The sequence below is a fragment of the Rhizobium sp. BR 317 genome, assembly GCF_047445835.1.
Taxonomy (GTDB): Bacteria; Pseudomonadota; Alphaproteobacteria; order Rhizobiales; family Rhizobiaceae; genus Rhizobium; species Rhizobium paranaense.
Genome location: NZ_JARWLB010000023.1, coordinates 36087 through 60642 on the forward strand (window position 1 = coordinate 36087; position 24556 = coordinate 60642).

Below are 24556 nucleotides of genomic sequence, written 5' to 3' on the forward strand. Positions count from 1 at the left end.
TCAACGCACCATCGTCTTGCGGATGAGCTCGCGGCCGATCGGTTTCGCCGGCTCGTTCCGCAGCACCAGCGACGTGGTCACCGCGCCGTAGCGAGCGATGGAATCGACGATGGTTTCAAGGTCTGATGGTGTCGGCACCAGCACCTTGAGTAGGAAACAATCCTCGCCGGTCAGCCGCAGGACCTCGATAATCTGCGGCATCTCCGAAAATTGTTTCAGGCAGGGGCGTATATGCTCATGGGTCGTCCGCAGCCGGACGATCGCCATCATGCCGAGGCCGACGGCAGCGGGATCGACGACGGCGCGGTAGCCGGCAATGATGCCGCGCTCCTCAAGGCGCTTGAGACGTTCGGACGCGGCGGGCTGCGAAAGCCCGACCCGGCGGCCGAGTTCCGATACGGAAATCCGCCCATCACCTTGCAAAATCTCGATCATCGACAGATCGGTCGGGTCCAGGTCCTTCTCGAAGCTTTCCATCTCGCACCTTGAATTCATCGGCTGGCGCAAGTTTTATCCGATGGTTTGTGATGTCAACCGGCGATGCAGCGTGTCAATTTCCCTCCGTCAACACAGTGCGAGAGGAAAGACATGAGGGATATCATCGTCCTGCCCGGCCTTGGCGGTTCGGGGGAAGGTCACTGGCAAACCCTGTGGGAGCGGCAGAATCCCGAGATGCGCCGCTTTCAGCCGGCGAGTTGGGACAGGCCGGAATTGACGGATTGGCTCGCCGCGCTCGACCGGGAGATCAGCCGTTCCAGGACGCTGCCTATCCTTGTCGTCCACAGCCTCGCCTGCCAGTTGGTCGCGCACTGGGCGGCCTCCGCATCGGCAAAAATCCTCGGTGCTTTCCTCGTCTCCGCGCCAGATCCCACGGGCGACGTCTATCTGACGGAGGCCCCGAGCTTCGCCAATCCGCCGCGCCAACGATTGCCGTTTCCCTCGCTTCTCATCGCAAGCACCAACGATCCCTTCGGCTCGTTCGACTATGCGACGGAAAGTGCTGCTGTCTGGGGCAGCGAATTGATCGATGCCGGCGCGCTCGGCCACATCAATGCGAATTCCGGTATCGGCGATTGGCCGGAAGGGCAGGCGCTATTCGAACGGTTTTACACCGGGCTTGCTTAGGGATTGTCATCGAGAAGCGCTCTGAGCTTGTAATGAATAGGCGCGGAGAGATAACGCACCCGATCCTCCGGGGACAAACGTCTGCCGAAGGTCGCCATCAATTCCGGCATGGTGACCTTGGCGCCGGCATAGGGACTATAGGTCACCGGCATTCCGGCGGCAGCCGTGCCGTTTTTGATGACGCGGCAATAGATGCCGGGACGGCCGGCTTGCATATAGCGCTTGGCGAATTTCGGATCGCCCATCTTCGCCGCGAAGGTCGCACAGGGGATGCGGGCGGAGGTCACCTCCAGAACTAGATCGTCTGCTATGAATCTGTCACCCACCGCGACCTCGCGGTTATCGAGCCCCTCGATGACGATATTTTCGCCGAACGTACCGTATTCCAGCCGGCGCCCCAATTCGTTCGACCACCAATCCAGCGTCAGCGAACCCTCGACATAGACGGCCTGATCGGGTCCGCCGTGATGTTCGCCATTGCAGATAGCGTCGCCGATGATACCCTCGGCGTCGATCATGACCGCACCGCCGACCGCATGCTTATAGATGCCGGTCCTGTAGCTCTTGCCGGGAAGTTTTTCGGCGGCGCCGATGCAGACGGCCAGAATTTTCATAGGGCGATCATCCCTTCCGCGATTCCGTTCCGTCAGCATATGAGCTAAAAGCCTCCCATGGCAAAGCGAGTCACCGGCCCCGAAATCGAAAAACTCATCCAGCTCCTGGCAAAAGTGCCGGGCCTCGGCCCACGCTCGGCGCGACGCGCGGCATTGCACCTGATCAAGAAGAAGGATCAGTTGCTTGGCCCTCTTTCCCATGCCATGGGCGACGCCTACGACAAGGTGAAGATCTGCTCGCACTGCGGCAATGTCGATACCGTCGATCCCTGCACCGTCTGCACCGACGACCGGCGCGATCAGTCCGTCATCATCGTTGTCGAGGATGTCGCCGACCTCTGGGCGCTGGAACGCGCCGGCGCGATGAACGCCGCCTATCACGTACTTGGCGGCGTGCTGTCGCCGCTCGACGGCATCGGCCCTGATGATCTCAACATCCGCGGCCTGATCGAACGGGTCGGCGAGGGCGGTGTCCGCGAGATCATCATCGCCGTCAATGCGACGGTCGAAGGGCAAACCACAGCACACTATATAACCGACCAACTCGCCGGCCTGGAGGTAAAAATCACTCGCCTCGCCCATGGCGTACCAGTCGGTGGCGAACTCGACTATCTCGACGAAGGCACCCTGACGGCGGCGCTGCGGGCGCGAACGGCGATTTGAAGGAGGAAAACGGATTGGCGCAAGGACATTGCCTTTCGCTCGCGCTCAAGGCGCTCGTCGCCAGTGCTCCTCGCAACCCCCCTCTGCCCTTTCAGGCATCTCCCCCACAAGGGGGGAGATCGATAGCCTGTGGCACCGCTCTACCTCAAATCGCGATTGTCTCCGAAGAGACTAAAGCATATCGGGTTCGCGAAAGGCGCGGCAAACTCCCAACGATCTCCCCCCTTGTGGGGGAGATGTCCCGAAAGGGACAGAGGGGGGTATCAGTGGTGCGGCAGATTCTTTGCTTCCTCTCGCTCCTTTGCATCCTCCTCCCTCTCCCCGCCCTCGCCGCCTCAAAAGCCGATGTCGAAGCGCAGTTCCAAAGCTGGGTGCAACAGAACCTCTGGCCGGAAGCGCAGAAGGACGGCATTTCTGAAAAGACCTTCAAGGCCGCTTTTTCCGGCATAACGCTGAATTGGGATCTGCCGGATCTCGTGCCGCCGGGTTTTCCAAAGCCGAAGGAACAGCCGCAGACGCAGGCGGAATTCTCCTCGCCCGCCCCCTATTTCAACGAGGCGCGGCTGCAGAAGCTGGCGGCGACCGGGCGTAGCTTCGCTTCACAATATGGTCCGACGCTGAAAAGGATCGAGAAGGTCTACGGCGTGCCTGGGCCGATCGTGCTGGCGATCTGGGGTCGCGAGACCGGCTTCGGAGCGGCGAAACTGCCGAATTCGGCGATCCAGGTGCTGGCGACCAAGGCCTTCATGTCGACGCGCAAGGAGATGTTCCGCACCGAACTCATCGCAGCGCTCAGCATTCTTGAGCATGGCGACGTCACGCCCGATCAGTTCATGGGCTCCTGGGCCGGCGCGCTCGGCCAGCCGCAGTTCATGCCGACCAGCTATCTGAAATATGCTGTTGATTTCGACGGCGACGGCCATCGCAATATCTGGACGTCGGTGCCGGATACGCTCGCTTCCATAGCCAACTATTTAGTTCAGAAGGGCTGGCAGCGCGGCCGCGGTTGGGGCTACGAAGTGACGATCCCGGAAAATGTTTCCTGCGCGCAGGAGGGGCCGGATCTCGCCAAGCCGATTTCGCATTGGACCTCGCTCGGTATCGCCAGGATTTCCGGCAAGACTTTTCCGTCCGATGAGCTACGCGCGAATGGCATGATGCTCGTGCCGGCCGGCCGCGACGGGCCGGAATTCATCGTCACGCCGAATTTCTACGTCATCAAGGAATACAATAATTCCGATCTCTACGGCCTCTACATCGGCAATCTCGCCGACCGCATCGCCTATGGCTCCGGCGCCTTCCAGGGCCAATGGGGCGATGTCGGCAAGATGCTGCGCTCCGACGTCGCCGGCATGCAGGTGACCTTGGAGCACAAGGGATACGATGTCGGCGGCACCGACGGATTGCCGGGCTACAAGACCCGCCGATCGATCGGCCAATGGCAGGAAAAGAGCGGCCGCAAGCCCACCTGCTATCCCGACAGCTCGATGCTCGGCGTGCTGAAATAAGCGGAATTTGGCGGCTTTCGGCCCGAAGCAGACTAGCGTCTTGGCGTGAGCACCTTCAAGGATGCGTTGTTGCCGCTGCAGACTTCTCGCCAAGTCTCTTCATGAAGCGATCCATCTCAATGATGGCGCGTCGGTGCGTTCCCTCTCCGATGACACCGGCATCGTCGCGGCAGGTTACCTTGAACAGGAGCGACCTTCCCTCGATCTCGATCAACTCTATTTCGGCCGTGACGGTCATCCCGACAGGTGTTGCGGCGACGTGACTGACATCGACATGAGTGCCAACTGTGCGTTGCCCCGAGCTGAGGAAAGGCCGCAGGGCCTGCACGCATGTTTGCTCGATGAAGGCGATCATCATTGCCGTCGCCAGCACTGGCGGCATGTCACGGAAGCCAGGCCAAGATTCGTCGATCTCAGGCACAGTGTGAATTGGAGCAACGGAAAGGCGTTCCGTATGACGCAGTCCGACAGAGAGCAGAGGTAATGTGTTGGACTGGCTCATAGTTTCCCCAATCGCATGTTGATCGGCCAGGAAATCGGCAGCTTGCTTGTGGGGCTGCCCCAGATCGCCGAGATATCGCGGAAGAAGTTTTCTAGGATGTCGCCCCGCCCAGCCTCATTTACGCGCCGGACGGCGGACCAAGTCGACAGATAACCCAGCAATTCTCCGAGTTCCCAGACACGATCTATGGTCATTTCGGGATACGATATCTCCTCGAACGGAAACTCGATGTCGGAATATCCAGAGTCCACAAGCCTGCGCTCCGGCGGCCAGTAGGGGCCGATTTCATCGTGGTAGAAGCTATTGAACCGATCCTGAAGGTCAGAAGGCGCGAGCCGCATGACGTCGTAGCTGATCAACGCGATKACCGCGCCGTCATCTGCTACACGCCGTGCCTCCTCGTAGAATCGCGGGCGGTCGAACCAATGGGCCGCCTGTGCCGCGGTTATCAAACTCGCGCTTCCGTTAGGCAGCGGAAGTTGTTCCGCAGGTGCGCAGAGATACGCCACGTTGGCGTGCCGGTGCGCGTTGGCGATCTGGTCTTCGCTGGGATCGATGCCGATCACCCTCTTGAATTGGTCCGCGAGCTGTCGCGTCAGTTGCCCGTTTCCGCATCCGACATCGACAGCGCAACCCCGCCCGCCGACGGTCTGCGCCAGGAACGTCGAAAGTCCCGCGGGATATTCGGGTCTGAACAACGCGTAGGCGCTGCCCCCCTTGTCGAACCAGTTTTTGGCGGTTGTGATCTCGGCGTTCCCAGTCATGAATCTCTCCCGCACTTTTCGGCGTCCGCCAATCGATCCGCAAAGCCCTGTCTTTCCAAGGCAGTCGCGAGGTTTCCCAGAACTTTCAGGACCGGAAACCCGATCTCCGCCTCAAGCTCGCGGATGGCACGGAACGTCGTTTCCCAATGAGGTTCCAGCCTCTTCAGAAGTTCGGAGCCGCGCTTGGTCAGCTTGAGGCCGCTCTTCCGCCCGTCATCCAATGCATGCCGAACGACCAATCCGTCCTTCAGCATCAGGCTAACGGTTTGGCTAATCGCCCCTTGGGTGAGGCTGCTGGCGCTCGTAATGTCGGTCACGGTAACGGCTCCGGCGCTGAGGGCGCGCAACACGGGTGTGTAGCGGGGGCGATAGTCGATATCGAGTGCCCGATACCGCTCGGCCGCGCCTTGGTCGACAAGTTCGCTGACATAACGGAGGAGTTCGCCCAAACCGGGCCTGTCTTTGTTATTCATGATAAGCAAATTACATTAGCGCTAATGTAATTTCAAGTGAGCATCGTCTTCGCGCCCGTCGTCGGCAAAAAAATAGCGATGACCGCTATCGGCGCAAAGTTGCCGTCCATGACGCCCGGAAAACTTAACGGCACCTGCTACAGAATTCCGGAAATAATCCGCAAAGCCGGCTTTGCGTGCGAAGACCTTGCAATTTGACGGGAACGGGCTTATATCGGCATCAAATTCTTGATCGTGTGATGAAGAGTGGGCCGCAAGGACCCGCTCTTTTTTATTAGCTCGATCTCCAAATGCATGCACAATGCAGGAGTGAACGCTTGTCGGAAGAGACAAACGCAGACAATGCCAATGAACCGCGGCTGATCGTCGAAACCGGCCTCGACCAGCGGATTGCCGCCATCATCGAGCCTGTGCTTGTGGGCATGGGCTTCCGTCTGGTGCGCGCGCGCCTTCTCAATCAGAACGGCCTGACATTGCAGATCATGACCGAGCGCAACGACGGCACAATGACCGTCGAGGATTGCGAAGAGGTCTCGACGGCGATTTCGCCGGTGCTGGATGTGGAAGATCCGATCGATAAAGCGTATCATCTGGAAGTGTCTTCGCCCGGCATTGATCGCCCGATGGTGCGCAAGTCGGATTTCAGCCGCTGGATCGGTCATCTCATCAAGTGCGAGACCTCGATCCTGGTGGATAACCGCAAGCGGTTCCGTGGCAAGATCGCCGATGTCAGCGCCGATGGTTTTACGATCGAGCGCGACCAGGTTGCCTACGGCGAAGAGCCGAAGGTGACCATTCCGTTCAGCACGCTGGCCGATGCCAAGCTGATCCTGACGGACGACCTCATCCGCGATGCACTGCGCGCCGACAAGCTGGCGAAAGCCGAGGCTGCGAACCAGAACGAAGCGGACGAAGAAGAATAACCGATCAACGAACCGCCGTACGGGACGGGAACCCCCACGGCAGGAAGACGGAGACTAAAGACAATGGCAGTCAGTGCGAACCGGCTAGAACTTCTGCAGATCGCAGATGCAGTGGCGCGCGAAAAGGTCATCGACCGCGAGATCGTGCTTGCCGCTATGGCGGACGCGATCCAGAAGGCCGCGCGCTCGCGTTACGGCACGGAGTCGAACATCCGCGCCGACATCAATCCGAAGACCGGCGAAATCCGTCTGCAGCGCCTGCTCGAAGTCGTCGAAAAGGCCGAGGACTATTCCACGCAGATCCCGCTGGAACTGGCTCGCGACCGCAACCCCGACGCCGCCCTCGGCGATTTCATTGCCGATCCGCTGCCGCCGATGGATTTCGGCCGTATTGCCGCCCAGTCGGCCAAGCAGGTCATCGTGCAGAAGGTGCGCGAAGCCGAGCGTGACCGCCAGTTCGACGAGTTCAAGGATCGCGTCGGCGAAATCGTCAACGGCACGGTMAAGCGCGTCGAATACGGCAATGTCATCGTCGACCTCGGCCGCGGCGAAGGCATCATCCGCCGCGACGAGATGATCCCGCGTGAAAACTTCCGCTACGGCGACCGCGTTCGCGCTTACGTCTACGACGTGCGCCGCGAACAGCGCGGCCCGCAGATCTTCCTGTCGCGCACGCATCCGCAGTTCATGGTCAAGCTCTTCACCATGGAAGTGCCGGAAATCTACGATGGCATCATCCAGGTGAAGTCGGTTGCCCGCGATCCGGGCTCGCGCGCCAAGATCGCCGTCATTTCGAACGACTCGTCGATCGATCCGGTCGGCGCCTGCGTCGGTATGCGCGGTTCGCGCGTTCAGGCCGTCGTCGGCGAGCTGCAGGGMGAAAAGATCGACATCATTCCGTGGTCCAACGAACCGGCGAACTTCGTCGTCAACGCGCTGCAGCCGGCGGAAGTCGCCAAGGTCGTTCTCGATGAGGATGCAGAGCGCATCGAAGTCGTGGTTCCGGACGAGCAGCTCTCGCTGGCCATCGGCCGCCGCGGCCAGAACGTCCGTCTCGCCTCGCAGTTGACCGGCTGGGACATCGACATCATGACGGAGGCCGAGGAATCGGAACGCCGTCAGAAGGAATTCAACGAGCGTACCAACCTGTTCATGGATGCGCTCGACGTCGACGAAATGGTCGGCCAGGTTCTGGCCTCCGAAGGCTTTGCCGCCGTCGAAGAACTGGCCTATGTCGATCTTGACGAAATTTCGTCTATCGACGGTTTCGACGAAGAGACCGCCCAGGAAATCCAGGATCGCGCCCGCGAATATCTGGAGCGCCTGGAAGCCGAAATGGACGAGAAGCGCAAGACGCTCGGCGTTTCCGACGAGCTGCGCCAGATCAACGGCATGACCGCACAGATGATGGTCGCCCTCGGCGAGGACGGCATCAAGACGATCGAGGACTTTGCGGGCTGCGCCGCCGACGATCTCGTCGGCTGGACCGAACGCAAGAACGGCGAAACGAAGAAGTTCGAAGGCCTGTTCTCGAAGCTCGAAGTGTCGCGCGTCGAGGCCGAGCAGATGGTCGTGCAGGCCCGCCTGCTGGCCGGCTGGATCACCGAAGCCGATCTCGCCTCCGAGGCGGAAGAGGCAACGGAGGATGAGGCCGAGCAGGAAGCATGATGAGCACCGGGGGACCGGACGCATCGCCTGAAGACGACGATCTCAGCGGTGGCGACCTGAACGGCCGTATGTGCATCGTAACACGCGAAAGCGGATCACCGGATGAGCTGATCCGCTTCGTAGCCGCTCCGGACGGGACCGTGGTTCCCGATCTGAAGCGGCAACTGCCGGGACGCGGCTGCTGGGTCAAACTCGACCGGACGCTGGTGGACAAGGCAGTGGCGAAGAAACTGTTTTCTCGCGCCCTGAAGGCGGAGGTGACGGCACCGAGCGATCTCGGCGCCACCGTCGACCGCCTTCTTGCAGCGCAACTCGCCGGGATGATGAACATGGCGCGCAAGGCGGGCCAGTTCGTCAGCGGCTCGTCGAAGGTCGATGGCGCCGTTCGCAACGGCTCGGCACTTGCCGTGTTCCATGCGATGGATGCTGCCGCCGACGGCGTTCGCAAGATCGACCAGGCACGCAAGGCCTGGCATCTTGGTATGGAGACTGAAAAGGAAATACCGTCATTCCGTGTCTTCACGGAGGCGGAAATGGAAGAACTGATGGGCCAGAACGCTTTTATCCATGCCGCAGCGCTTGCAGGGCAGGCAGGAGAGGGTGTAGTGAAGCGCGCAAACCTGCTCGAACGGTACCGCAACGGCGGTCAGTCCCGGGCAACGGGCGGCGCTGGCCGGCGAAAACAATGACGCGGTCACCGGTCGATACCGGACGCCTCATTAAGGTACATGCATTGAACGACAGGGTCTGACGGACGATTCCGTACCCTGTCCGAAGGAACGGGAACGGAATGACCGATAGTAAAGACGACAAGACGCTGAGTGTTTCGGGTAAGAAGACCCTCACCCTGAAGCCCTCAGGCGTGAACCAGGGCACTGTGCGCCAGGACATAGGCCGCGGTCGCACCAAGGCGGTCGTGGTCGAAACTCGTAAGCGCCGCCCGCTACGCCCCGAAGACGAAAAGCCGATGATCACCCCGACGACAACGACGGCTGCCGCGACGGCATCCGTAACGCGCGTCGCGGAACCGACACCGCAGCCGCCGCGCCCGCCGCAGCCGGCTCCGCGCATTCATCAGCCGGGTGGCCAGCAGCAGCGGCCGCAGCAATCCAACCAGAACAACCAGCAGCGTCTGCAGCAAGACCGCTCGTCGCGACCGGTGGTTCTCAACCATCTGTCGGCCGGCGAAATGGATGCGCGACGCCGCGCACTTGCCGAAGCCCAGGCACGCGATGCCGCCGATGCGGTCCGCCGCGCCGAGGAAGAGGCTCGCCGCCAGCAGGAAGAAGAAGCACGCCGCATCGCTGAACAGGCCGAAGCTGCCCACCGCGCCGCCGAAGAGGCTGCCCGCGCCGCAGAAGCCAAGGTCGAGGCGCCCGCACCGGTCGAAGCCAAGGTGGAAGCACCGAAGCCCACGGTTCAGCCGGCCGCAGCGCCCGTCGTTGCCCGTCGCCCGGATGCGGCTCCCCAGGCTGCACGCCCCGGCGCTCCCGCCGCGGAAGCGCCCGCCAACCGCCGCCGGCTCAACCAAGAAGACGACGATCGCGGCCCGCCGCGTGGTGGCCCTGCTCGCGGCAAGGTCGTCCGCCCCGAACCGGCAAAGCCGGTCACCACGCGTCCGAAGACGGACGAGGAACGCCGCCGCGGCAAGCTGACAGTGACGACGGCCGACGTCGACGAAGACGGCAGCGCCCGCGGCCGTTCGCTTTCGGCCATGCGCCGCCGTCAGGAAAAGTTCCGCCGCAGCCAGATGCAGGAAACGCGCGAGAAGATTTCGCGCGAAGTCGTGCTGCCCGAAACCATCACCATTCAGGAACTGTCCCAGCGCATGTCCGAACGCGCCGTCGACGTCATCAAGTTCCTGATGAAGGAAGGCCAGATGATGAAGCCGGGCGACGTCATCGACGCCGATCTGGCCGAGCTCATCGCCGGCGAATTCGGCCATACCGTCAAGCGCGTTTCGGAATCGGATATCGAACAAGGCATCTTCAACGTTGTCGACGAAGACGGCGAAATGATTTCCCGTCCGCCCGTCGTCACCATCATGGGTCACGTCGACCACGGCAAGACCTCGTTGCTCGACGCCATCCGCCACGCCAACGTGGTGGCCGGCGAAGCCGGTGGCATCACCCAGCATATCGGCGCCTATCAGGTCGAGCAGAACGGTCAGAAGATCACCTTCATCGACACTCCCGGTCACGCCGCCTTCACGGCAATGCGTGCCCGCGGCGCTCAAGCGACCGACATCGCCATCCTGGTGGTTGCGGCTGACGACAGCGTGATGCCGCAGACGATCGAATCGATCAACCACGCCAAGGCGGCCGGTGTTCCGATCATCGTTGCGATCAACAAGATCGACAAGCATGAAGCCAATCCGCAGAAGGTCCGCACGGAACTGCTGCAGTACGAGGTCTTCGTCGAATCCATGGGCGGTGAAGTGCTCGACGTGGAAGTTTCCGCGAAGAACCGCACCAACCTCGACAAGCTGCTCGAAGCCATCCTGTTGCAGTCGGAAATCCTTGATCTCAAGGCCAATCCGAACCGCACGGCAGAAGGCACCGTCATCGAAGCCCAGCTCGATCGTGGCCGTGGCTCCGTTGCCACCGTCCTCGTTCAGAAGGGCACGTTGCGTCCGGGTCAGATCGTCGTTGCCGGCGACCAGTGGGGCCGTGTGCGCGCACTGATCAACGACAAGGGCGAGCATGTGAAGGAAGCGACGCCGGCGACGCCGGTCGAGGTTCTCGGTCTGTCGGGCACGCCGGCGGCGGGCGACAAGTTCGCTGTCGTCGAAAGCGAAAGCCGCGCTCGCGAGATTTCCGAATATCGTCAGCGTCTGGCCCGCGACAAGGCCGCTGCCCGTCAGTCCGGCCAGCGCGGTTCGCTTGAACAGATGATGACCCAGCTACAGAGCGTCGGCGTGAAGGAATTCCCGCTGGTGATCAAGGGCGACGTGCAGGGCTCGATCGAAGCCATTGCCGGCGCGCTCGACAAGCTCGGCACCGACGAAGTTCGTGCCCGCATCGTCCATTCGGGCGCAGGCGGCATCACCGAGTCCGACGTGTCGCTGGCCGAAGCCTCCAATGCGGCCATCATCGGCTTCAACGTCCGCGCCAACGCTCAGGCACGTCAGTTCGCCGAGCGCGAAGGCATCGAAATCCGCTACTACAACATCATCTACGATCTCGTCGATGACGTGAAGGCGGCGATGTCGGGCCTGCTGTCTCCGGAACGTCGCGAGACCTTCCTCGGCAACGCCGAAATCCTCGAGGTGTTCAACATCACGAAGGTCGGCAAGGTCGCGGGTTGCCGCGTCACCGAAGGCAAGGTCGAGCGCGGCGTCGGTGTTCGTCTGGTACGCGACAACGTCGTCATCCACGAAGGCAAGCTCAAGACGCTCAAGCGCTTCAAGGACGAAGTCTCCGAAGTCAATGTCGGCCAGGAATGCGGTATGGCCTTCGAGAACTACGAAGACATTCGCGCCGGCGACACGATCGAGTGCTTCCGCGTCGAGCACATCACCCGTACGCTGTAAGGCAGGATAGATTGAAATATTGGGACGGGCGCCGGAACATCCAGTCCGGCGCCCGAACCTTTTGGGACCAAGACAAATGGCAACAAGACCAACTTCTTCCGCGCCCTCGCAGCGCATGCTTCGCGTCGGCGAGCAGGTGCGCGCCGCGATCACTCAGGTTCTGCAGCGCGGCGAAGTGCGCGACGACCTGATCGAGCGCACCGTGATCTCCATTTCCGAAGTGCGCATGTCGCCGGATCTGAAGATCGCCACCGCCTATGTGACACCGCTCGGCGTCGCCGATCATCAGATCGTCATCGAAACGCTCAATCGCCATGCGAAATTCATCCGTGGCCGTCTCGGGCCGCAGCTTCGGCAGATGAAATACATGCCTGAAGTCCGTTTCCGCGACGATACCAGCTTCGACAACTACCAGAAGATCGACGCGCTGCTGCGCTCGCCGGAGGTCCAACGCGACCTCGAAGACGGCAATACCGACACCGACGAAGATCGATAACAGAGACAGAGAATGTCCAAACCACGCAAGCCCAAAGGCCGTCCGATCTCGGGCTGGCTGATCCTCGACAAGCCGGTAGACTTCGGCTCGACAGAGGCCGTTTCCAAGATCAAATGGCTGTTCAAGGCGCAAAAGGCGGGCCATGCCGGCACGCTCGATCCGCTTGCCTCCGGCATGCTGCCGATCGCCCTTGGCGACGCCACCAAGACCGTTCCCTATGTCATGGACGGCCGGAAGATCTATGAATTCACCGTCACCTGGGGCGAAGAACGCACCACGGACGACCTCGAAGGCGAAGCAACCGAGACTTCGGACAAACGTCCGAGCGAAGAGGATATTCGCGCGCTGCTGCCGAAATATACGGGCGTCATCCAGCAGATCCCGCCGCAGTTTTCCGCGATCAAGATCGCTGGCGAGCGCGCCTATGATCTGGCCCGCGATGGCGAAACGGTTGAAATTCCGTCGCGCGAGGTGGAAATTTTCCGCCTGACGCTGCTCGCCTGCCCCGATGCCAATACGGCGCATTTCGAAGTGGAGTGCGGCAAGGGCACCTATGTCCGGGCGCTTGCCCGCGATTTCGGCCGCGATCTCGGTTGCTACGGCCATATTTCCGGCCTGCGCCGCAGCTTCGTGGCACCCTTCGCCGAGGAGGCGATGGTGCCGCTCGCCGATCTCGTCGCACTTGAGGCTATCGAGGATGCGGACGAACGGCTCGCCGCCCTCGACGCTCTGTTGATCGATACGGCGGAAGCACTGTCAGCACTGCCGCATCTCGTCATCAACGACGACCAGGCGCATCGCCTGAAGATGGGCAATCCCATTCTCGTGCGTGGGCGCGATGCGCCGGTCGCCGAGAGCGAGGCCTATGCCACGGCGCGCGGCAAGCTGATCGCCATCGGCGAAATCGGCCAGGGCGAATTTCGGCCGAAGCGCGTCTTCGGCTGAGTTTCGGCCAGCCGGAAAATACAGCTATTGCGGGTAATGGCGATGCGATATGCTCCCGACGGGCCATGACGGCCCTCAAGGGAGAGAACATGCGCAGAATTACCATCGGAATACTGGCAGTCCTTTCGTTGTTCCTCACAGTAGTGAGCGCGCATTCCGGCGAGCGCTGGGCCGGGCTGCCGGCTTTTCCGCCGATGCCGCAGCCGAAGACGAGCGGCATGGCCGATGTCAACGACATCAAGATGTATTATGCCGAATATGGTGCAGGCGACCCGATCCTCTTCATCCATGGCGGACTCGGAAATGCCGACGTCTGGGGCCGTCAGGTTGCCGATTTCGCGAGAGATCATCTGGTCGTCGTTGCCGACAGCCGCGGGCATGGCCGCTCAACGCGCAGCCAGCAGCCCTTCGGCTACGATCTGATGACCTCGGACTACGCCGCGCTGCTGGACTATTTGAAGATTGGCAAGGTGACGCTGGTCGGATGGTCGGATGGCGGCATCATCGGCATCGACATGGCGATGAAATACCCCGACAAACTGACGCGTGTGATCGCCCAGGCGGCAAATGTGACGACCGACGGCCTGAAACCTGACGTCCTGAACAACAAAACCTTCAACGACTACATCAATGTCGCCGGCGACTATTACAGGAAGCTGTCGCCAACACCGAATGAATACAAGGCTTTCGTCGATCAGATCTCGCAGATGTGGGAGACGCAACCGGCATGGACGGCAGCCGACCTTGGAAAGATAACGGTGCCTGTCACGCTTGCCATCGGCGACCATGACGAGGCGATCAAGCTCGACCACACACAGATGATGGCGAAGGACATTCCCGGCGCAAAGCTCGTTATCCTGAAGGACGCTAGCCATTTCGCCATGCTGCAAGATCCCGAGGGTTACGATGCGATGATCCGCGATGCGATGGCGGGGCGCTGAAAACCGCCCAGGGGAGAACCCTCTTTCCATTGGCGCTCATTTGGTTTATAGGCAGCGCCAGCATCGGGCCTGCCCGATTGCATTCGCGGCCAATGCTGGACGACATCCCGGCGTTTGGCGACATTATTTCCTCTCATAGAAAGGACCATCCGATGTCGATTACTGCTGAGCGCAAGGCTGCGCTGATCAAGGAATACGCTACTGCCGAAGGCGACACCGGTTCTCCGGAAGTCCAGGTTGCGATCCTGACCGAGCGCATCAACAACCTCACCGACCACTTCAAGGACCACAAGAAGGACAATCACTCCCGCCGTGGCCTCCTGACGATGGTTTCCAGCCGGCGCTCGCTTCTTGACTACCTCAAGAAGAAGGACGAAGGCCGTTATACCAAGCTGATCTCCAGCCTCGGTATCCGTCGCTAGTAATTTTCCGGCGGGCGTTCGCGTGAACGTCCGCCGGATGCTTATGAAGGGTTTGAAACCCATCAGACTTGTTTCCGTCGCGTTTTCCGTTTGCGCGATGTGAGACAGCCGGCAGGCCGGATGGGCCGGTTCTGCCAACACCAACCGTTGACCTGTCATGGGGCAGGATTGCCGGATGCTTTCAGCCGAAGCTTCATGCTTCGGCCGACCTTTGAAAGCCTCTCGTTGTCTTGCCCGTGATGCGTCACATTTCGTGCGGTTGAAGATGCGCCTTGCCGATACGGACGACGGCGCCTTTTCCCGCACTACGCAAGGACAAGATATGTTCGATATCCATACCGTCGAAATCGAGTGGGCCGGCCGCCCGCTGAAGCTCGAGACCGGCAAGATCGCCCGCCAGGCCGATGGCGCCGTCATCGCGACCTACGGCGAAACCGTTGTTCTCGCCACCGTCGTTTCCGCCAAGTCGCCGAAGCCGGGCCAGGATTTCTTCCCGCTCACCGTCAACTACCAGGAAAAGACCTATGCAGCCGGCAAGATCCCCGGCGGCTATTTCAAGCGCGAAGGACGCCCGAGCGAAAACGAAACCCTCGTTTCCCGCCTGATCGACCGTCCGATCCGCCCGCTTTTCCCGGAAGGCTACAAGAACGACACGCAGGTTGTCGTCACCGTCATCCAGCATGACCTCGAAAACAATCCGGATATCCTGTCGATGGTCGCCACCTCGGCAGCGCTGACGCTCTCCGGCGTTCCGTTCATGGGCCCGATCGGTGGCGCCCGCGTCGGCTACATCAACGGCGAATACGTGCTCAACCCGCATCTCGACGAGATGGAGGAATCGAGCCTCGACCTCGTCGTCGCCGGCACGCAAGAAGCCGTTCTGATGGTCGAGTCCGAAGCCAAGGAACTGCCGGAAGACGTCATGCTCGGCGCTGTCATGTTCGGTCATCGCGGCTTCCAGCCGGTAATCGACGCGATCATCAAGCTCGCCGAAGTTGCCGCCAAGGAACCGCGCGATTTCTCGCCGGAAGATTATTCCGCACTCGAAACCGAGATGCTCGGCCTCGCTGAAGCCGAACTGCGTACCGCGTACAAGATCACCCAAAAGGCCGATCGCTACGCTGCCGTCGACGCCGTCAAGGCGAAGGTCAAGGCCCACTTCCTTCCCGAGGAAGGCGAAGCCAAGTACACGGCCGAAGAAGTCGGCGCCATCTTCAAGCACCTGCAGGCGAAGATCGTTCGCTGGAACATCCTCGACACCTCGAGCCGCATCGACGGCCGCGACCTGTCGACCGTTCGCCCGATCGTTTCGGAAGTCGGCCTTCTGCCGCGCACGCATGGTTCGGCGCTGTTTACCCGCGGTGAAACGCAGGCAATCGTCGTCGCCACGCTCGGCACCGGCGAAGACGAACAGTATGTCGACAGCCTGACGGGCATGTACAAGGAGCGCTTCCTGCTCCATTACAACTTCCCTCCCTACTCCGTTGGCGAAACCGGCCGCATGGGTTCCCCGGGTCGTCGCGAAATCGGTCACGGCAAGCTCGCATGGCGCGCTATCCGCCCGATGCTGCCGACGGCGGAACAGTTCCCCTACACGCTGCGCGTCGTTTCCGAGATCACCGAGTCGAATGGCTCGTCCTCAATGGCAACGGTTTGCGGCACCTCGCTCGCTCTGATGGACGCCGGCGTTCCGCTGGCCAAGCCGGTTGCCGGCATCGCCATGGGTCTGATCCTGGAAGGCGATCGCTTCGCCGTTCTCTCCGACATTCTCGGTGACGAAGACCACCTCGGCGACATGGACTTCAAGGTCGCCGGCACCGCCGACGGCATCACCTCGCTGCAGATGGACATCAAGATCGCCGGCATCACCGAAGAGATCATGAAGGTTGCGCTCGGCCAGGCACAGGGCGGTCGTGCCCACATCCTCGGCGAAATGTCCAAGGCAATCACCGAAAGCCGCGGCCAGCTCGGCGAATTCGCACCGCGCATCGAAGTCATGAACATCCCGGTCGACAAGATCCGAGAAGTCATCGGCTCCGGCGGCAAGGTCATCCGCGAAATCGTCGAAAAGACCGGCGCCAAGATCAACATCGAAGACGACGGCACCGTCAAGATCGCCTCGTCCTCCGGCAAGGAAATCGAAGCGGCCCGCAAGTGGATCCACTCGATCGTTGCCGAGCCGGAAGTCGGTCAGATCTACGAAGGCACGGTCGTTAAGACCGCTGATTTCGGCGCTTTCGTCAACTTCTTCGGCGCCCGCGACGGCCTCGTCCACATCTCGCAGCTCGCCTCCGAGCGCGTTGCCAAGACGACCGACGTCGTCAAGGAAGGCGACAAGGTCTGGGTCAAGCTCCTCGGCTTCGACGAGCGCGGCAAGGTTCGCCTGTCCATGAAGGTTGTCGATCAGGCAACCGGCCAGGAAATCGCTGCCGAAAAGAAGAAGGACGACGCGGCCGAATAAGCTGCGCCTTCACGCACGTTTCGGGGCGCGGGATCTTTTCCGCGCCCTTTTTATATTATCGGTGCCGACCATTTTTGTAGAAACTAAGTGCCCGGCCCCTCACCCTAACCCTCTCCCCGTTCCAACCCGGGAAAGGGCTAGGGTGAGAGGCAGGCGCGAAGTAGAAAATGCCGCGCATATCCGACAGACGAAACCCATTTCCATGACGAGATCACGCCCATGAGCCGCGATGCCCTGAAGACCCTGTTCCATCCTTTTGCTTCCGGCACTGTTGCCGCGCCTGGCGAGGGCAAGCAGATCCTGTTTCTTGGCGCCGAGGCGGGCTTTGCGCTGCCAGGCGATTTTGCCGCCGAGCTTTCCGCCGTCCAGGGTTTCCGTCCCTTCTATCGCCAACTGCAGGCGCAGCGTGTCAATGTGACGCCGGAAATCGAAGATAGGGATTATGACGGCGCGCTGGTGCTCAGCACCAAGCACAAGGGCGAAAACGAAGCCCATATTGCCGAGGCGCTGAAGCGCGTGAAGGCGGGCGGGCTGATCGTCGTCGCCGGCGGCAAGGAAGACGGCATTCAGCCGCTACGCAAGCGCATCGAAGGTTTTGGCCTGGATGTCGAGCACATGCCGAAATACCACGGCGTGGCCTTCTGGTTTACGCGTCCGGCCGACACAAGCGCTCCGGCAGCGCAACTGGCGAAGCCTGCTACGCGCATCGACGGCCGGTTCACCACTGCTGCCGGCATGTTCTCGCATGATCGCATCGACGCTGGCTCGGAACTGCTGGCATCGCGCCTGCCGACCGATTTTTCCGGCGACGCCGCCGATTTCGGCGCCGGCTGGGGCTATCTTTCCGTGGAACTGGCGACCAAATCGCCGCGGATCGCGCGCCTTGACCTCTACGAGGCCCACTACAACGCATTGGAGGCCGCCCGCGCCAATCTCCTTGAAAATTGCCCGAAGGTCGCCCAGCGCTTCTTCTGGCACGATCTGGCAAGCGAGCCGGTCAAGGACAAATACGATCTGGTGATCATGAACCCGCCATTTCACGAGGGCCATGCCGCCGAGCCTTCGCTCGGCCAGGCAATGATCAAGGCGGCATCCTCGGCACTGCGCGGCGGCGGCCGCCTGATGCTGGTCGCCAATCGCGGCCTCCCCTATGAACCGGTGCTGGCGGAAAATTTCCGCGAGCATGGCGAGACCTGCCGCAACGCGCGCTTCAAGGCGCTGTGGGCAAAGAAATAAGCGCTGAAGGCGGCCGATTGGCCGCCTTTTTAATGCGTGGGATTTAGCTGGTTCGGTTCGAGCGAGGCATCAGGTGATCCCGCAGGATCAGGAAGTTTCTTTCGACGAGAAACCACAGCGTTGCCGCCACGATGAAGCAGGTGGCGAGATAGATGACGAAGCCGGAAAGCCCCTGAAGATTGTCCTTACCGAACACCATCTGGTCGAGATGGTAGACGCCCTTGTGGGTCAGATAGAGGCTGTAGGAGAGCGTCGCGATACCTGATATCGCTGGAAGATGCCAGCGCCCGATCCTGGGCTGCAGGTCCAGCAGCGCACCGAGAATGAACGCCACGCCCGCCGAGAAAAGCGGAAAGCCGACCACCGCCCCTGGAAGAGGCTGAAACACAAGCGGCAAATTGGTTTCCGCAAAAGGCCCGCGGACCGAGAAGACCACGAGCGCCGCTGTCACGAACATGCCGCCGATGCCGAGCGCGAGATATGGCGGCATGTATCTTTCCCATAACAATGGCTTGAACAGCCGGATCGCGGCGAGAACGACGCCGAAGGTCAACCCGTCCAGTCGATTGTAAGTCGGATAATAAACGTCCCTCAGATAGACTGCGAGCGCTGCCCTGTAGGCGTGCATTTCCGCAGCAGGGCTGACTTGGTTCTGCCAGAGGGCAAATCTCAGGCCCATGCCGGCCATGACGATTGTCGCAACCAGAAAGGCGATGAAGACCACTGTAGCGCGCCGCTTCAGCAAGACGACGAGAACCGGCAGGACGAGATAGAAATGTTCCTCGACGCTTAGCGACCAAGCTTCGGTGAATGTGGCGCCGAAGCGCGGATCGAGCCCGAAATTGGCCGTGAAGGTCAGGAACCGCCAGGCCGATTGCATCGTCGGCGCGTCACGCAGGGAGGGAATGAACGTATAGAAGGCAAGCACCAGCAGAAAGGCCGGCAATATGCGGAATGCCCGGCGCAGGTAAAAGGCCTTGAAGTCGACGGCGTTGCTGCGCGCGGCTTCCGCCATCAGTTGGGTTCCGATGAGATAGCCGCTCAGCACAAAGAATATGTCGACACCGATCCAGCCATAGGGCCTGATTCCGGCCAGCGGCAATGGAGTCGCCTCCGCCGGAAGATGCACGAGCATGACGAGCAGGATGGCGAGCGCGCGCAATACATCCGGGCCTAATGCCCTTGTGGTGGCAGCAGCGTCGAGCGACGCCGTCTCATCCAATGGATCGAACGGCTTGGGATTGGCAACAGTTATGGTGTTCACGGCTGGGGTTCCCGTAAATGGTCAATGAATGCCGATGGACATGCAGGAAATACTGTTGAATGCCTGCCTTGTATCGGAATTCCGGCCGGTCGTAACGGGCCATCCCCGGCAAGATAGAATTAACCTAAAATTTTCGTAAAATCTTATCGAATGAAGATTAACGCGCCCGATTCGGCGCCTTGGAGGCCCATTCGCGGCTCAGCACGGCATAGACATATTCGTCGCCCCAGATGCCGTTGAAGCGATCGTTTTCGATCAGATGCGCCTCGCGCCGCAGACCAAGCCGTTCGACGACGCCGATGGATCCGATGTTCTTCGCATCCAACCGCGCGAAAATCCGGTGAAAGGCGAACCTGTCGAAACCGAKGGTGTCATCAGCATTCACAATGTTTGCGGCAGCACAGCCGCTCAGTCCAGTCGCGCTGCCGGCAGCTCCACCTCACCCAGACGGCGCGGGATCAGGTGGACATGTGCGTGAAAGATTTTCTGACCGGCTGCACGGCCAATATTCGAGCCGAAATTGAATCCGCTGACGGATGCGTCCTCTGTGCCGATTGCCTCTCGGCACTGCATGGCAAGTTCGTGGATGGCTTCACGCTCTTGCGCATCGGTCGCAAAAATATCGGTCACATGGCGCTTGGGAATGATCAGTGTGTGCAGCGGCCTAACCGGGAATTTGTCTCTGATCGCGAAGTTAGCCGAATTTTCGGTGAGGATGGTCAGTTCCGACGTGCGGCAGAAGATACAAATCTGATGCGACACGCGGGCCTCCAAAAAACTAGGGCCGCTCGCAGCGGCCCCAATATATTGCAGATTTGCACAGTCGAGGCGACGGCCTCGGTATCCGGATGTCGGAAATTTACTCGGCGTCCGCGCTCGACAGCGTTTCCAGCGTCGGCATCGAGGTGATGTTGTAGCCGGCATCGACAAAATGAATTTCACCGGTGACGCCAGCCGATAGATCGGACAAGAGATAGAGCGACGACGAGCCGACATTGTCTATGGTGACCGACTTGCGCAGCGGCGCGTTGCGCTGGTTCCACGAGAGAATGGCGCGGGCGTCGGAAATGCCGGCGCCGGCGAGCGTTCGGATCGGGCCGGCGGAGATGGCGTTGACGCGGATGCCGCGCGGGCCGTAATCGGCGGCGAGATAACGCACGGAGGCTTCCAGGGCCGCCTTGGCGACGCCCATGACGTTGTAGTTCGGGATGACGCGCGTCGAGCCGTTATAGGTCAGCGTCAGCATGCTGCCGCCTTCGACCATCAGCTCGGCGGCGCGCTTGGCGATCTCGGTGAAGGAGAAGCAGGAGATCACCATGGTGCGAGTGAAATTATCGCGCGTGGTGTTGGCGTAGAGACCCTTTAGCTCGGCCTTATCGGAAAAGCCGATGGCATGGACGATGAAGTCCAGCCTGCCCCAGCGTTCCTTGATCTGGTCGAAGACGGAATCGACTGAAGCGATATCTTCGACATCGCAAGGCAGAAGGAAATCGGAGCCAACTTCGGCAGCAAGCGGCTTGACGCGCTTGCCGAGCGCCTCGCCCTGGAATGTGAAAGCCAGTTCCGCGCCTTCGGCAGCAAGCGCCTTTGAAATACCCCAGGCAATCGAATGATTGTTTGCGACGCCCATGATGAGGCCGCGCTTACCCTGCATGATTCCCGTCATTGCCTTATCCGTTATAGCGCTGGAATACGAGCGTMGCGTTGGTGCCGCCGAAGCCGAAGGAATTGGAAAGAGCCGTGTCGATCTTGGCATTGTCGATGCGCTTGCGCACGATCGGCACACCTTCGAATTCCGGGTCGAGTTCGGTGATATGAGCGCTTTCGCCGATGAAGCGCTCCTGCATCATCAGGATCGAGTAGATCGATTCCTGCACGCCGGCTGCGCCGAGCGAATGGCCCGTCAGCGACTTGGTCGACTGGATCGGCGGGATCTTGGCTCCGAATACCTCGCGAATGGCGCCGATTTCCTTGCTGTCGCCGACAGGCGTCGAGGTGCCGTGGGTGTTGATGTAGTCGATATCGCCCTTCACGGTCGCGAGTGCCTGACGCATGCAGCGCATAGCGCCCTCGCCCGACGGCGCGACCATGTCGTAGCCGTCCGAAGTGGCGCCGTAGCCGACGATTTCGGCGTAGATCTTGGCGCCGCGCGCCTTGGCATGTTCCAGCTCTTCCAGCACCAGCACGCCGGCGCCGCCGGCGATGACGAAGCCATCGCGCTTGGCGTCATAGGCGCGCGAAGCGGTTTCCGGGTGATTTTCGTTGAAGTCGGAGGACATGGCGCCCATGGCGTCGAAGAGGTTCGACATCGTCCAGTCGAGATCTTCGTGGCCGCCGGCGAACATGACGTCCTGCTTGCCCCACTGGATCATCTCGGCGGCATTGCCGATGCAGTGCGCCGAGGTCGAGCAGGCCGAGGAAATAGAATAGTTGACGCCGTGAATCTTGAACCAGGTGGCAAGCGTCGCCGATGCCGTCGACGACATCGACTTCGGCACGGCGAAGGGGCCGATGCGCTTCGGGCTGTTGTTCTTGCGGGTGATATCGGCGGCTTCGATCAGCGTACGGGTCGACGGACCACCCGAGCCCATGATGATGCCGGTGCGCTCATTGCTGATGTCGCTCTCTTCGAGGCCGCTATCGGCAATCGCCTGCTTCATGGCGACGTGGTTCCACGCGCCGCCCTGCGACAGGAAGCGCATGGCGCGGCGGTCGACCAGATCCGTCGTGTCGATCTTCGGCGAGCCCCAGACCTGGCACTTGAAACCGTGTTCGGCGAAATCGGAGGAGAAAGAAATGCCCGACTTGGCTTCGCGCAGCGAGGCGGTGACTTCCTGCGCATCGTTTCCAATCGAAGAGACAATACCCAGACCCGTAACTACTACCCGTCTCATGTCGATGACCTTTTCTAAAAGCTCTGTCTTTGTGGGGCGGCGGTGCCGCAGCTCAGGCAGTCTTGTCCTTGGACAGGCCTACGCGCAGGTCTGTCGCCTGATAGATGACCTCGCCATCGGCCTTCAGCCAGCCGTCGGCGGTGCCGAGGACGAGGCGGCCGCGCATGACGCGCTTGAAGTCGATGCCGTATTCGAGAAGCTTGGTATCCGGACGAACCATGCCCTTGAACTTCACTTCGCCCGTGGACAGCGCCATGCCACGGCCGGGCTCGCCGAGCCAGCCGAGGAAGAAGCCGGTCAACTGCCACATGCCATCAAGGCCGAGGCAGCCCKGCATGATCKGATTGCCGGCAAAATGGCAGGGGAAGTACCAGTCGTCGGGACGCACGTCGTATTCGGCGCGAATGTAGCCCTTGTCGAAGGCGCCACCGGTTTCGGAAATATCTGTAATGCGATGGACCATCAGCATCGGCGGCAAGGGAAGCTGCGCATTGCCCGGGCCGAACAGTTCGCCGCGGCCGCAGGACAGGATTTCCTCATAGTTGAAGCTGGATTGTCTCGTCGTCATAAAGTTCCGTTTCCCCCGCGCAAATGCCGATTGATGTGAAGCTTTAGTGTAAGATCGACAGAAAATGAAGCGCAAGCATGACGCTCGCATTCCATCGCCCTATCGGACACACTTCACTGTTATGTGGTGGTCGCATACAGGAAGGCCAGGGTTGCTACCAGAGGCAAATGCGCCAAGAACCTTCTTTTTACGGCTTTTGGCCGCCTTCCCACCCCATCGAAACTATTGAAAGCAATCCAGGCAAAAGTTATATGGCTTAGTAAAGATTTATAGAGATCAGGAATCCGGAGTTCCCTGAATGGCGGAAGAGGCCGAAATCGCGATCGAAACCAGGCTGCGCAGCGCAGGCCTGAGACCGACCCGACAACGTGTCGCACTAGGCGACCTTCTCTTCGCCAAGGGCGACCGCCACTTAACCGTCGAGGAACTGCACGAAGAGGCGGTCACCGCCGGCGTGCCGGTTTCGCTCGCCACCGTCTACAACACGTTGCATCAGTTCACCGAGGCCGGCCTGATCCGCGTGCTCGCCGTCGAAAGCACCAAGACCTATTTCGACACCAACGTGTCCGACCACCACCACTTCTTCATCGAAGGCCAGAACGAAGTGCTGGATATTCCGATCAGCAATCTGACGATCGGCAATCTGCCGGAACCGCCGAGGGGCATGGAAATCGCCCATGTCGACGTGGTCATTCGCCTGCGCCGCAAGCAGTGATAGGCAGTCGGCAGTAGAGCTGTCATCCAGCCGTTTGCTACTGCCTACTGGCTAATTCCTACTGCCTCCCATTTCACATCACATCGTCGGGATGCCGGCCGGGCTTATGATGGTAAGTCGGGAAGGTCCAGCCGAACCAGAGTGCGCCGCCGCGTACGATAAAGGCTGCGGTGACGCCAAGTGCCGCTGAGGCATAGAGCGGCATGGTGGTGGCGTTGGCAGCGGTGAAGACGCCAGCGCCGACGAGCGCGGCGGTCACATAGATTTCCGGCCGCAGCAGCACCGAGGGCTCGTTTGCTAGGAGATCGCGCAGGATGCCGCCAAAGGTTGCCGTCAGCGCGCCGGTGACGATGGCAACCGTTGGAGAGCCCGTCGCCGCCATGCCCTTGGCCGCGCCCATGACGCAATAGGCCGACAGACCGATCGCATCCAGCCAGATCAGCAGCCGGTAGCGCGATTCGAACAGATGCGCGGTGAAGAAGACGAGCACGCCGGCTATGGCGCAGATGATGATATAGGTGGGGTTCAGCACCCAGAAGACCGGCACGCGGCCGAGGATGATATCCCTGAGCGTACCGCCGCCGATCCCGGTGACCGCCGCGAGAAACAGGAAACCAATCAGATCGAGCTGCTTGCGCGAGGCCGACAGCGCGCCGGTCGCGGCAAAGAGGGCGACGCCGGCATAGTCGAGAAACGAAAGAAGCGACATTCGAGGCTCCAGGAGAGTGCCGGCGCGATTTTCGACGAAGTGAATCACGGCGGCAAGGGCCGCGCAAGCAGGCAGGTGCAAAGATGGCGCAGCGGTCGCCACAACCCTGCGGCCGATCCTGCGCCTTCAAGAG

Annotated in this window: 25 protein-coding genes and 1 pseudogene; 14 read left to right on the forward strand and 12 right to left on the reverse strand. The window is 60.9% G+C overall.

The annotated features are described in order from the left end of the window. Window positions 1–477, reverse strand: coding sequence for an Lrp/AsnC family transcriptional regulator (locus tag QD357_RS27005; protein WP_107106467.1), 477 nt, complete (start codon window positions 475–477; stop codon window positions 1–3). Between the two features lie 111 nt (window positions 478–588). On the opposite strand from QD357_RS27005, the gene QD357_RS27010 reads away from it, so the two are divergent. Further along, window positions 589–1125, forward strand: a complete 537-nt coding sequence (locus QD357_RS27010) for an RBBP9/YdeN family alpha/beta hydrolase (RefSeq protein WP_107106466.1) — start codon at window positions 589–591, stop codon at window positions 1123–1125. Here the strand turns inward: QD357_RS27010 and QD357_RS27015 are convergent. After that, window positions 1122–1739, reverse strand: a complete 618-nt coding sequence (locus QD357_RS27015) for an MOSC domain-containing protein (RefSeq protein WP_245407394.1) — start codon at window positions 1737–1739, stop codon at window positions 1122–1124. The genes QD357_RS27010 and QD357_RS27015 overlap by 4 nt on opposite strands. Window positions 1740–1796: 57 nt before the next feature. On the opposite strand from QD357_RS27015, the gene recR reads away from it, so the two are divergent. Both recR and QD357_RS27025 read left to right on the forward strand, forming a co-directional pair. Further along, a complete protein-coding gene (gene recR / locus QD357_RS27020; RefSeq protein WP_107106464.1) occupies window positions 1797–2402 on the forward strand; it encodes a recombination mediator RecR in 606 nt (201 codons plus the stop codon). 236 nt (window positions 2403–2638) lie between these two features. Then, a complete protein-coding gene (locus tag QD357_RS27025; RefSeq protein ID WP_107106463.1) occupies window positions 2639–3910 on the forward strand; it encodes a lytic murein transglycosylase in 1272 nt (423 codons plus the stop codon). A gap of 55 nt (window positions 3911–3965) precedes the next feature. Here QD357_RS27025 and QD357_RS27030 read toward each other — a convergent pair whose 3' ends face one another. The 3 genes from QD357_RS27030 to QD357_RS27040 are packed head-to-tail and all read right to left on the reverse strand — an operon-like array spanning window position 3966 to window position 5625. Then, window positions 3966–4412, reverse strand: coding sequence for a thioesterase family protein (locus QD357_RS27030; protein WP_107106462.1), 447 nt, complete (start codon window positions 4410–4412; stop codon window positions 3966–3968). Continuing rightward, window positions 4409–5176 carry a class I SAM-dependent methyltransferase gene (locus tag QD357_RS27035; RefSeq protein ID WP_107106461.1) on the reverse strand — a complete coding sequence of 256 codons (768 nt, stop codon included), beginning with the start codon at window positions 5174–5176 and terminating at the stop codon, window positions 4409–4411. The genes QD357_RS27030 and QD357_RS27035 overlap by 4 nt, the downstream gene beginning before the upstream one ends. Next, a complete protein-coding gene (locus tag QD357_RS27040) occupies window positions 5173–5625 on the reverse strand; it encodes a MarR family winged helix-turn-helix transcriptional regulator (protein ID WP_245407393.1) in 453 nt (150 codons plus the stop codon). Before QD357_RS27040 ends, QD357_RS27035 begins: the two co-directional genes overlap by 4 nt. Window positions 5626–5966: 341 nt before the next feature. Between QD357_RS27040 and rimP the strand changes: the two genes are divergently transcribed. From rimP to QD357_RS27090, 10 genes are all read left to right on the forward strand, one after another. Further along, window positions 5967–6572 (forward strand): ribosome maturation factor RimP, encoded by a 606-nt coding sequence (gene rimP / locus QD357_RS27045; RefSeq protein WP_107106459.1) that lies wholly within the window; start codon window positions 5967–5969, stop codon window positions 6570–6572. Window positions 6573–6635: 63 nt separating this feature from the next. Further along, window positions 6636–8240: a transcription termination factor NusA gene (gene nusA, locus QD357_RS27050; RefSeq protein ID WP_107106458.1), complete on the forward strand. Its 1605-nt coding sequence runs from the start codon at window positions 6636–6638 to the stop codon at window positions 8238–8240. After that, window positions 8237–8929, forward strand: coding sequence for an RNA-binding protein (locus tag QD357_RS27055; RefSeq protein ID WP_107106457.1), 693 nt, complete (start codon window positions 8237–8239; stop codon window positions 8927–8929). The genes nusA and QD357_RS27055 overlap by 4 nt, the downstream gene beginning before the upstream one ends. Window positions 8930–9030: 101 nt before the next feature. After that, on the forward strand, window positions 9031–11772 hold the full coding sequence (gene infB / locus QD357_RS27060; protein WP_107106456.1) for a translation initiation factor IF-2: 2742 nt from the start codon (window positions 9031–9033) through the stop codon (window positions 11770–11772). Between the two features lie 76 nt (window positions 11773–11848). Next, entirely contained in the window at window positions 11849–12268 is a 420-nt protein-coding gene (gene rbfA, locus QD357_RS27065; RefSeq protein ID WP_107106455.1) for a 30S ribosome-binding factor RbfA, read from the forward strand. A 12-nt stretch (window positions 12269–12280) separates the two neighbouring features. Next, on the forward strand, window positions 12281–13213 hold the full coding sequence (truB, locus tag QD357_RS27070) for a tRNA pseudouridine(55) synthase TruB (protein ID WP_107106454.1): 933 nt from the start codon (window positions 12281–12283) through the stop codon (window positions 13211–13213). 89 nt (window positions 13214–13302) lie between these two features. After that, window positions 13303–14154, forward strand: coding sequence for an alpha/beta fold hydrolase (locus QD357_RS27075; RefSeq protein ID WP_107106453.1), 852 nt, complete (start codon window positions 13303–13305; stop codon window positions 14152–14154). A 152-nt stretch (window positions 14155–14306) separates the two neighbouring features. Continuing rightward, window positions 14307–14576: a 30S ribosomal protein S15 gene (gene rpsO / locus QD357_RS27080; RefSeq protein ID WP_028754662.1), complete on the forward strand. Its 270-nt coding sequence runs from the start codon at window positions 14307–14309 to the stop codon at window positions 14574–14576. A 322-nt stretch (window positions 14577–14898) separates the two neighbouring features. Then, window positions 14899–17037 carry a polyribonucleotide nucleotidyltransferase gene (gene pnp / locus QD357_RS27085; protein WP_107106614.1) on the forward strand — a complete coding sequence of 713 codons (2139 nt, stop codon included), beginning with the start codon at window positions 14899–14901 and terminating at the stop codon, window positions 17035–17037. A 219-nt stretch (window positions 17038–17256) separates the two neighbouring features. Then, the gene (locus QD357_RS27090) at window positions 17257–18273 is read left to right on the forward strand and encodes a class I SAM-dependent methyltransferase (protein ID WP_414125454.1); all 1017 of its coding nucleotides are present in this window, start codon (window positions 17257–17259) and stop codon (window positions 18271–18273) included. Window positions 18274–18316: 43 nt separating this feature from the next. Here the strand turns inward: QD357_RS27090 and QD357_RS27095 are convergent, their stop codons facing one another. The 6 genes and pseudogenes from QD357_RS27095 to fabA form a co-directional block, all read right to left on the reverse strand. Next, complete coding sequence (locus QD357_RS27095) at window positions 18317–19537, reverse strand: acyltransferase family protein (protein WP_107106451.1); 1221 nt, start codon at window positions 19535–19537, stop codon at window positions 18317–18319. Window positions 19538–19694: 157 nt separating this feature from the next. After that, window positions 19695–19892, reverse strand: a pseudogene (locus tag QD357_RS27100) (GNAT family N-acetyltransferase); the annotation flags it as partial. 53 nt (window positions 19893–19945) lie between these two features. Then, a complete protein-coding gene (locus QD357_RS27105) occupies window positions 19946–20299 on the reverse strand; it encodes an HIT family protein (RefSeq protein ID WP_107106450.1) in 354 nt (117 codons plus the stop codon). Window positions 20300–20396: 97 nt separating this feature from the next. Beyond that, window positions 20397–21203 (reverse strand): enoyl-ACP reductase FabI, encoded by an 807-nt coding sequence (gene fabI / locus QD357_RS27110; protein ID WP_107106449.1) that lies wholly within the window; start codon window positions 21201–21203, stop codon window positions 20397–20399. Window positions 21204–21207: 4 nt separating this feature from the next. Further along, window positions 21208–22431 carry a beta-ketoacyl-ACP synthase I gene (fabB, locus tag QD357_RS27115; RefSeq protein WP_107106448.1) on the reverse strand — a complete coding sequence of 408 codons (1224 nt, stop codon included), beginning with the start codon at window positions 22429–22431 and terminating at the stop codon, window positions 21208–21210. 52 nt (window positions 22432–22483) lie between these two features. Continuing rightward, window positions 22484–22999 (reverse strand): 3-hydroxyacyl-[acyl-carrier-protein] dehydratase FabA, encoded by a 516-nt coding sequence (fabA, locus tag QD357_RS27120; protein ID WP_414125455.1) that lies wholly within the window; start codon window positions 22997–22999, stop codon window positions 22484–22486. Window positions 23000–23297: 298 nt separating this feature from the next. Here fabA and irrA point away from each other — a divergent pair, with 298 nt between their 5' ends. Beyond that, complete coding sequence (gene irrA, locus QD357_RS27125) at window positions 23298–23714, forward strand: iron response transcriptional regulator IrrA (RefSeq protein WP_107106446.1); 417 nt, start codon at window positions 23298–23300, stop codon at window positions 23712–23714. A 73-nt stretch (window positions 23715–23787) separates the two neighbouring features. Here the strand turns inward: irrA and QD357_RS27130 are convergent, their stop codons facing one another. Continuing rightward, complete coding sequence (locus tag QD357_RS27130) at window positions 23788–24423, reverse strand: trimeric intracellular cation channel family protein (protein ID WP_107106445.1); 636 nt, start codon at window positions 24421–24423, stop codon at window positions 23788–23790. Window positions 24424–24556: the final 133 nt, after the last annotated feature.

Excerpts from the sequence above, each read along its gene's own strand:
- QD357_RS27005 (WP_107106467.1), bottom strand. The coding sequence starts at position 477 with ATGGAAAGCTTCGAGAAGGACCTGGACCCGACCGATCTGTCGATGATC.
- QD357_RS27010 (WP_107106466.1), top strand. The coding sequence starts at position 589 with ATGAGGGATATCATCGTCCTGCCCGGCCTTGGCGGTTCGGGGGAAGGT.
- QD357_RS27015 (WP_245407394.1), bottom strand. The coding sequence starts at position 1,739 with ATGAAAATTCTGGCCGTCTGCATCGGCGCCGCCGAAAAACTTCCCGGC.
- recR (WP_107106464.1), top strand. The coding sequence starts at position 1,797 with ATGGCAAAGCGAGTCACCGGCCCCGAAATCGAAAAACTCATCCAGCTC.
- QD357_RS27025 (WP_107106463.1), top strand. The coding sequence starts at position 2,639 with ATGTCCCGAAAGGGACAGAGGGGGGTATCAGTGGTGCGGCAGATTCTT.
- QD357_RS27030 (WP_107106462.1), bottom strand. The coding sequence starts at position 4,412 with ATGAGCCAGTCCAACACATTACCTCTGCTCTCTGTCGGACTGCGTCAT.
- QD357_RS27055 (WP_107106457.1), top strand. The coding sequence starts at position 8,237 with ATGATGAGCACCGGGGGACCGGACGCATCGCCTGAAGACGACGATCTC.
- infB (WP_107106456.1), top strand. The coding sequence starts at position 9,031 with ATGACCGATAGTAAAGACGACAAGACGCTGAGTGTTTCGGGTAAGAAG.
- rbfA (WP_107106455.1), top strand. The coding sequence starts at position 11,849 with ATGGCAACAAGACCAACTTCTTCCGCGCCCTCGCAGCGCATGCTTCGC.
- truB (WP_107106454.1), top strand. The coding sequence starts at position 12,281 with ATGTCCAAACCACGCAAGCCCAAAGGCCGTCCGATCTCGGGCTGGCTG.
- QD357_RS27075 (WP_107106453.1), top strand. The coding sequence starts at position 13,303 with ATGCGCAGAATTACCATCGGAATACTGGCAGTCCTTTCGTTGTTCCTC.
- rpsO (WP_028754662.1), top strand. The coding sequence starts at position 14,307 with ATGTCGATTACTGCTGAGCGCAAGGCTGCGCTGATCAAGGAATACGCT.
- pnp (WP_107106614.1), top strand. The coding sequence starts at position 14,899 with ATGTTCGATATCCATACCGTCGAAATCGAGTGGGCCGGCCGCCCGCTG.
- QD357_RS27090 (WP_414125454.1), top strand. The coding sequence starts at position 17,257 with ATGAGCCGCGATGCCCTGAAGACCCTGTTCCATCCTTTTGCTTCCGGC.
- fabI (WP_107106449.1), bottom strand. The coding sequence starts at position 21,203 with ATGACGGGAATCATGCAGGGTAAGCGCGGCCTCATCATGGGCGTCGCA.
- irrA (WP_107106446.1), top strand. The coding sequence starts at position 23,298 with ATGGCGGAAGAGGCCGAAATCGCGATCGAAACCAGGCTGCGCAGCGCA.
- QD357_RS27130 (WP_107106445.1), bottom strand. The coding sequence starts at position 24,423 with ATGTCGCTTCTTTCGTTTCTCGACTATGCCGGCGTCGCCCTCTTTGCC.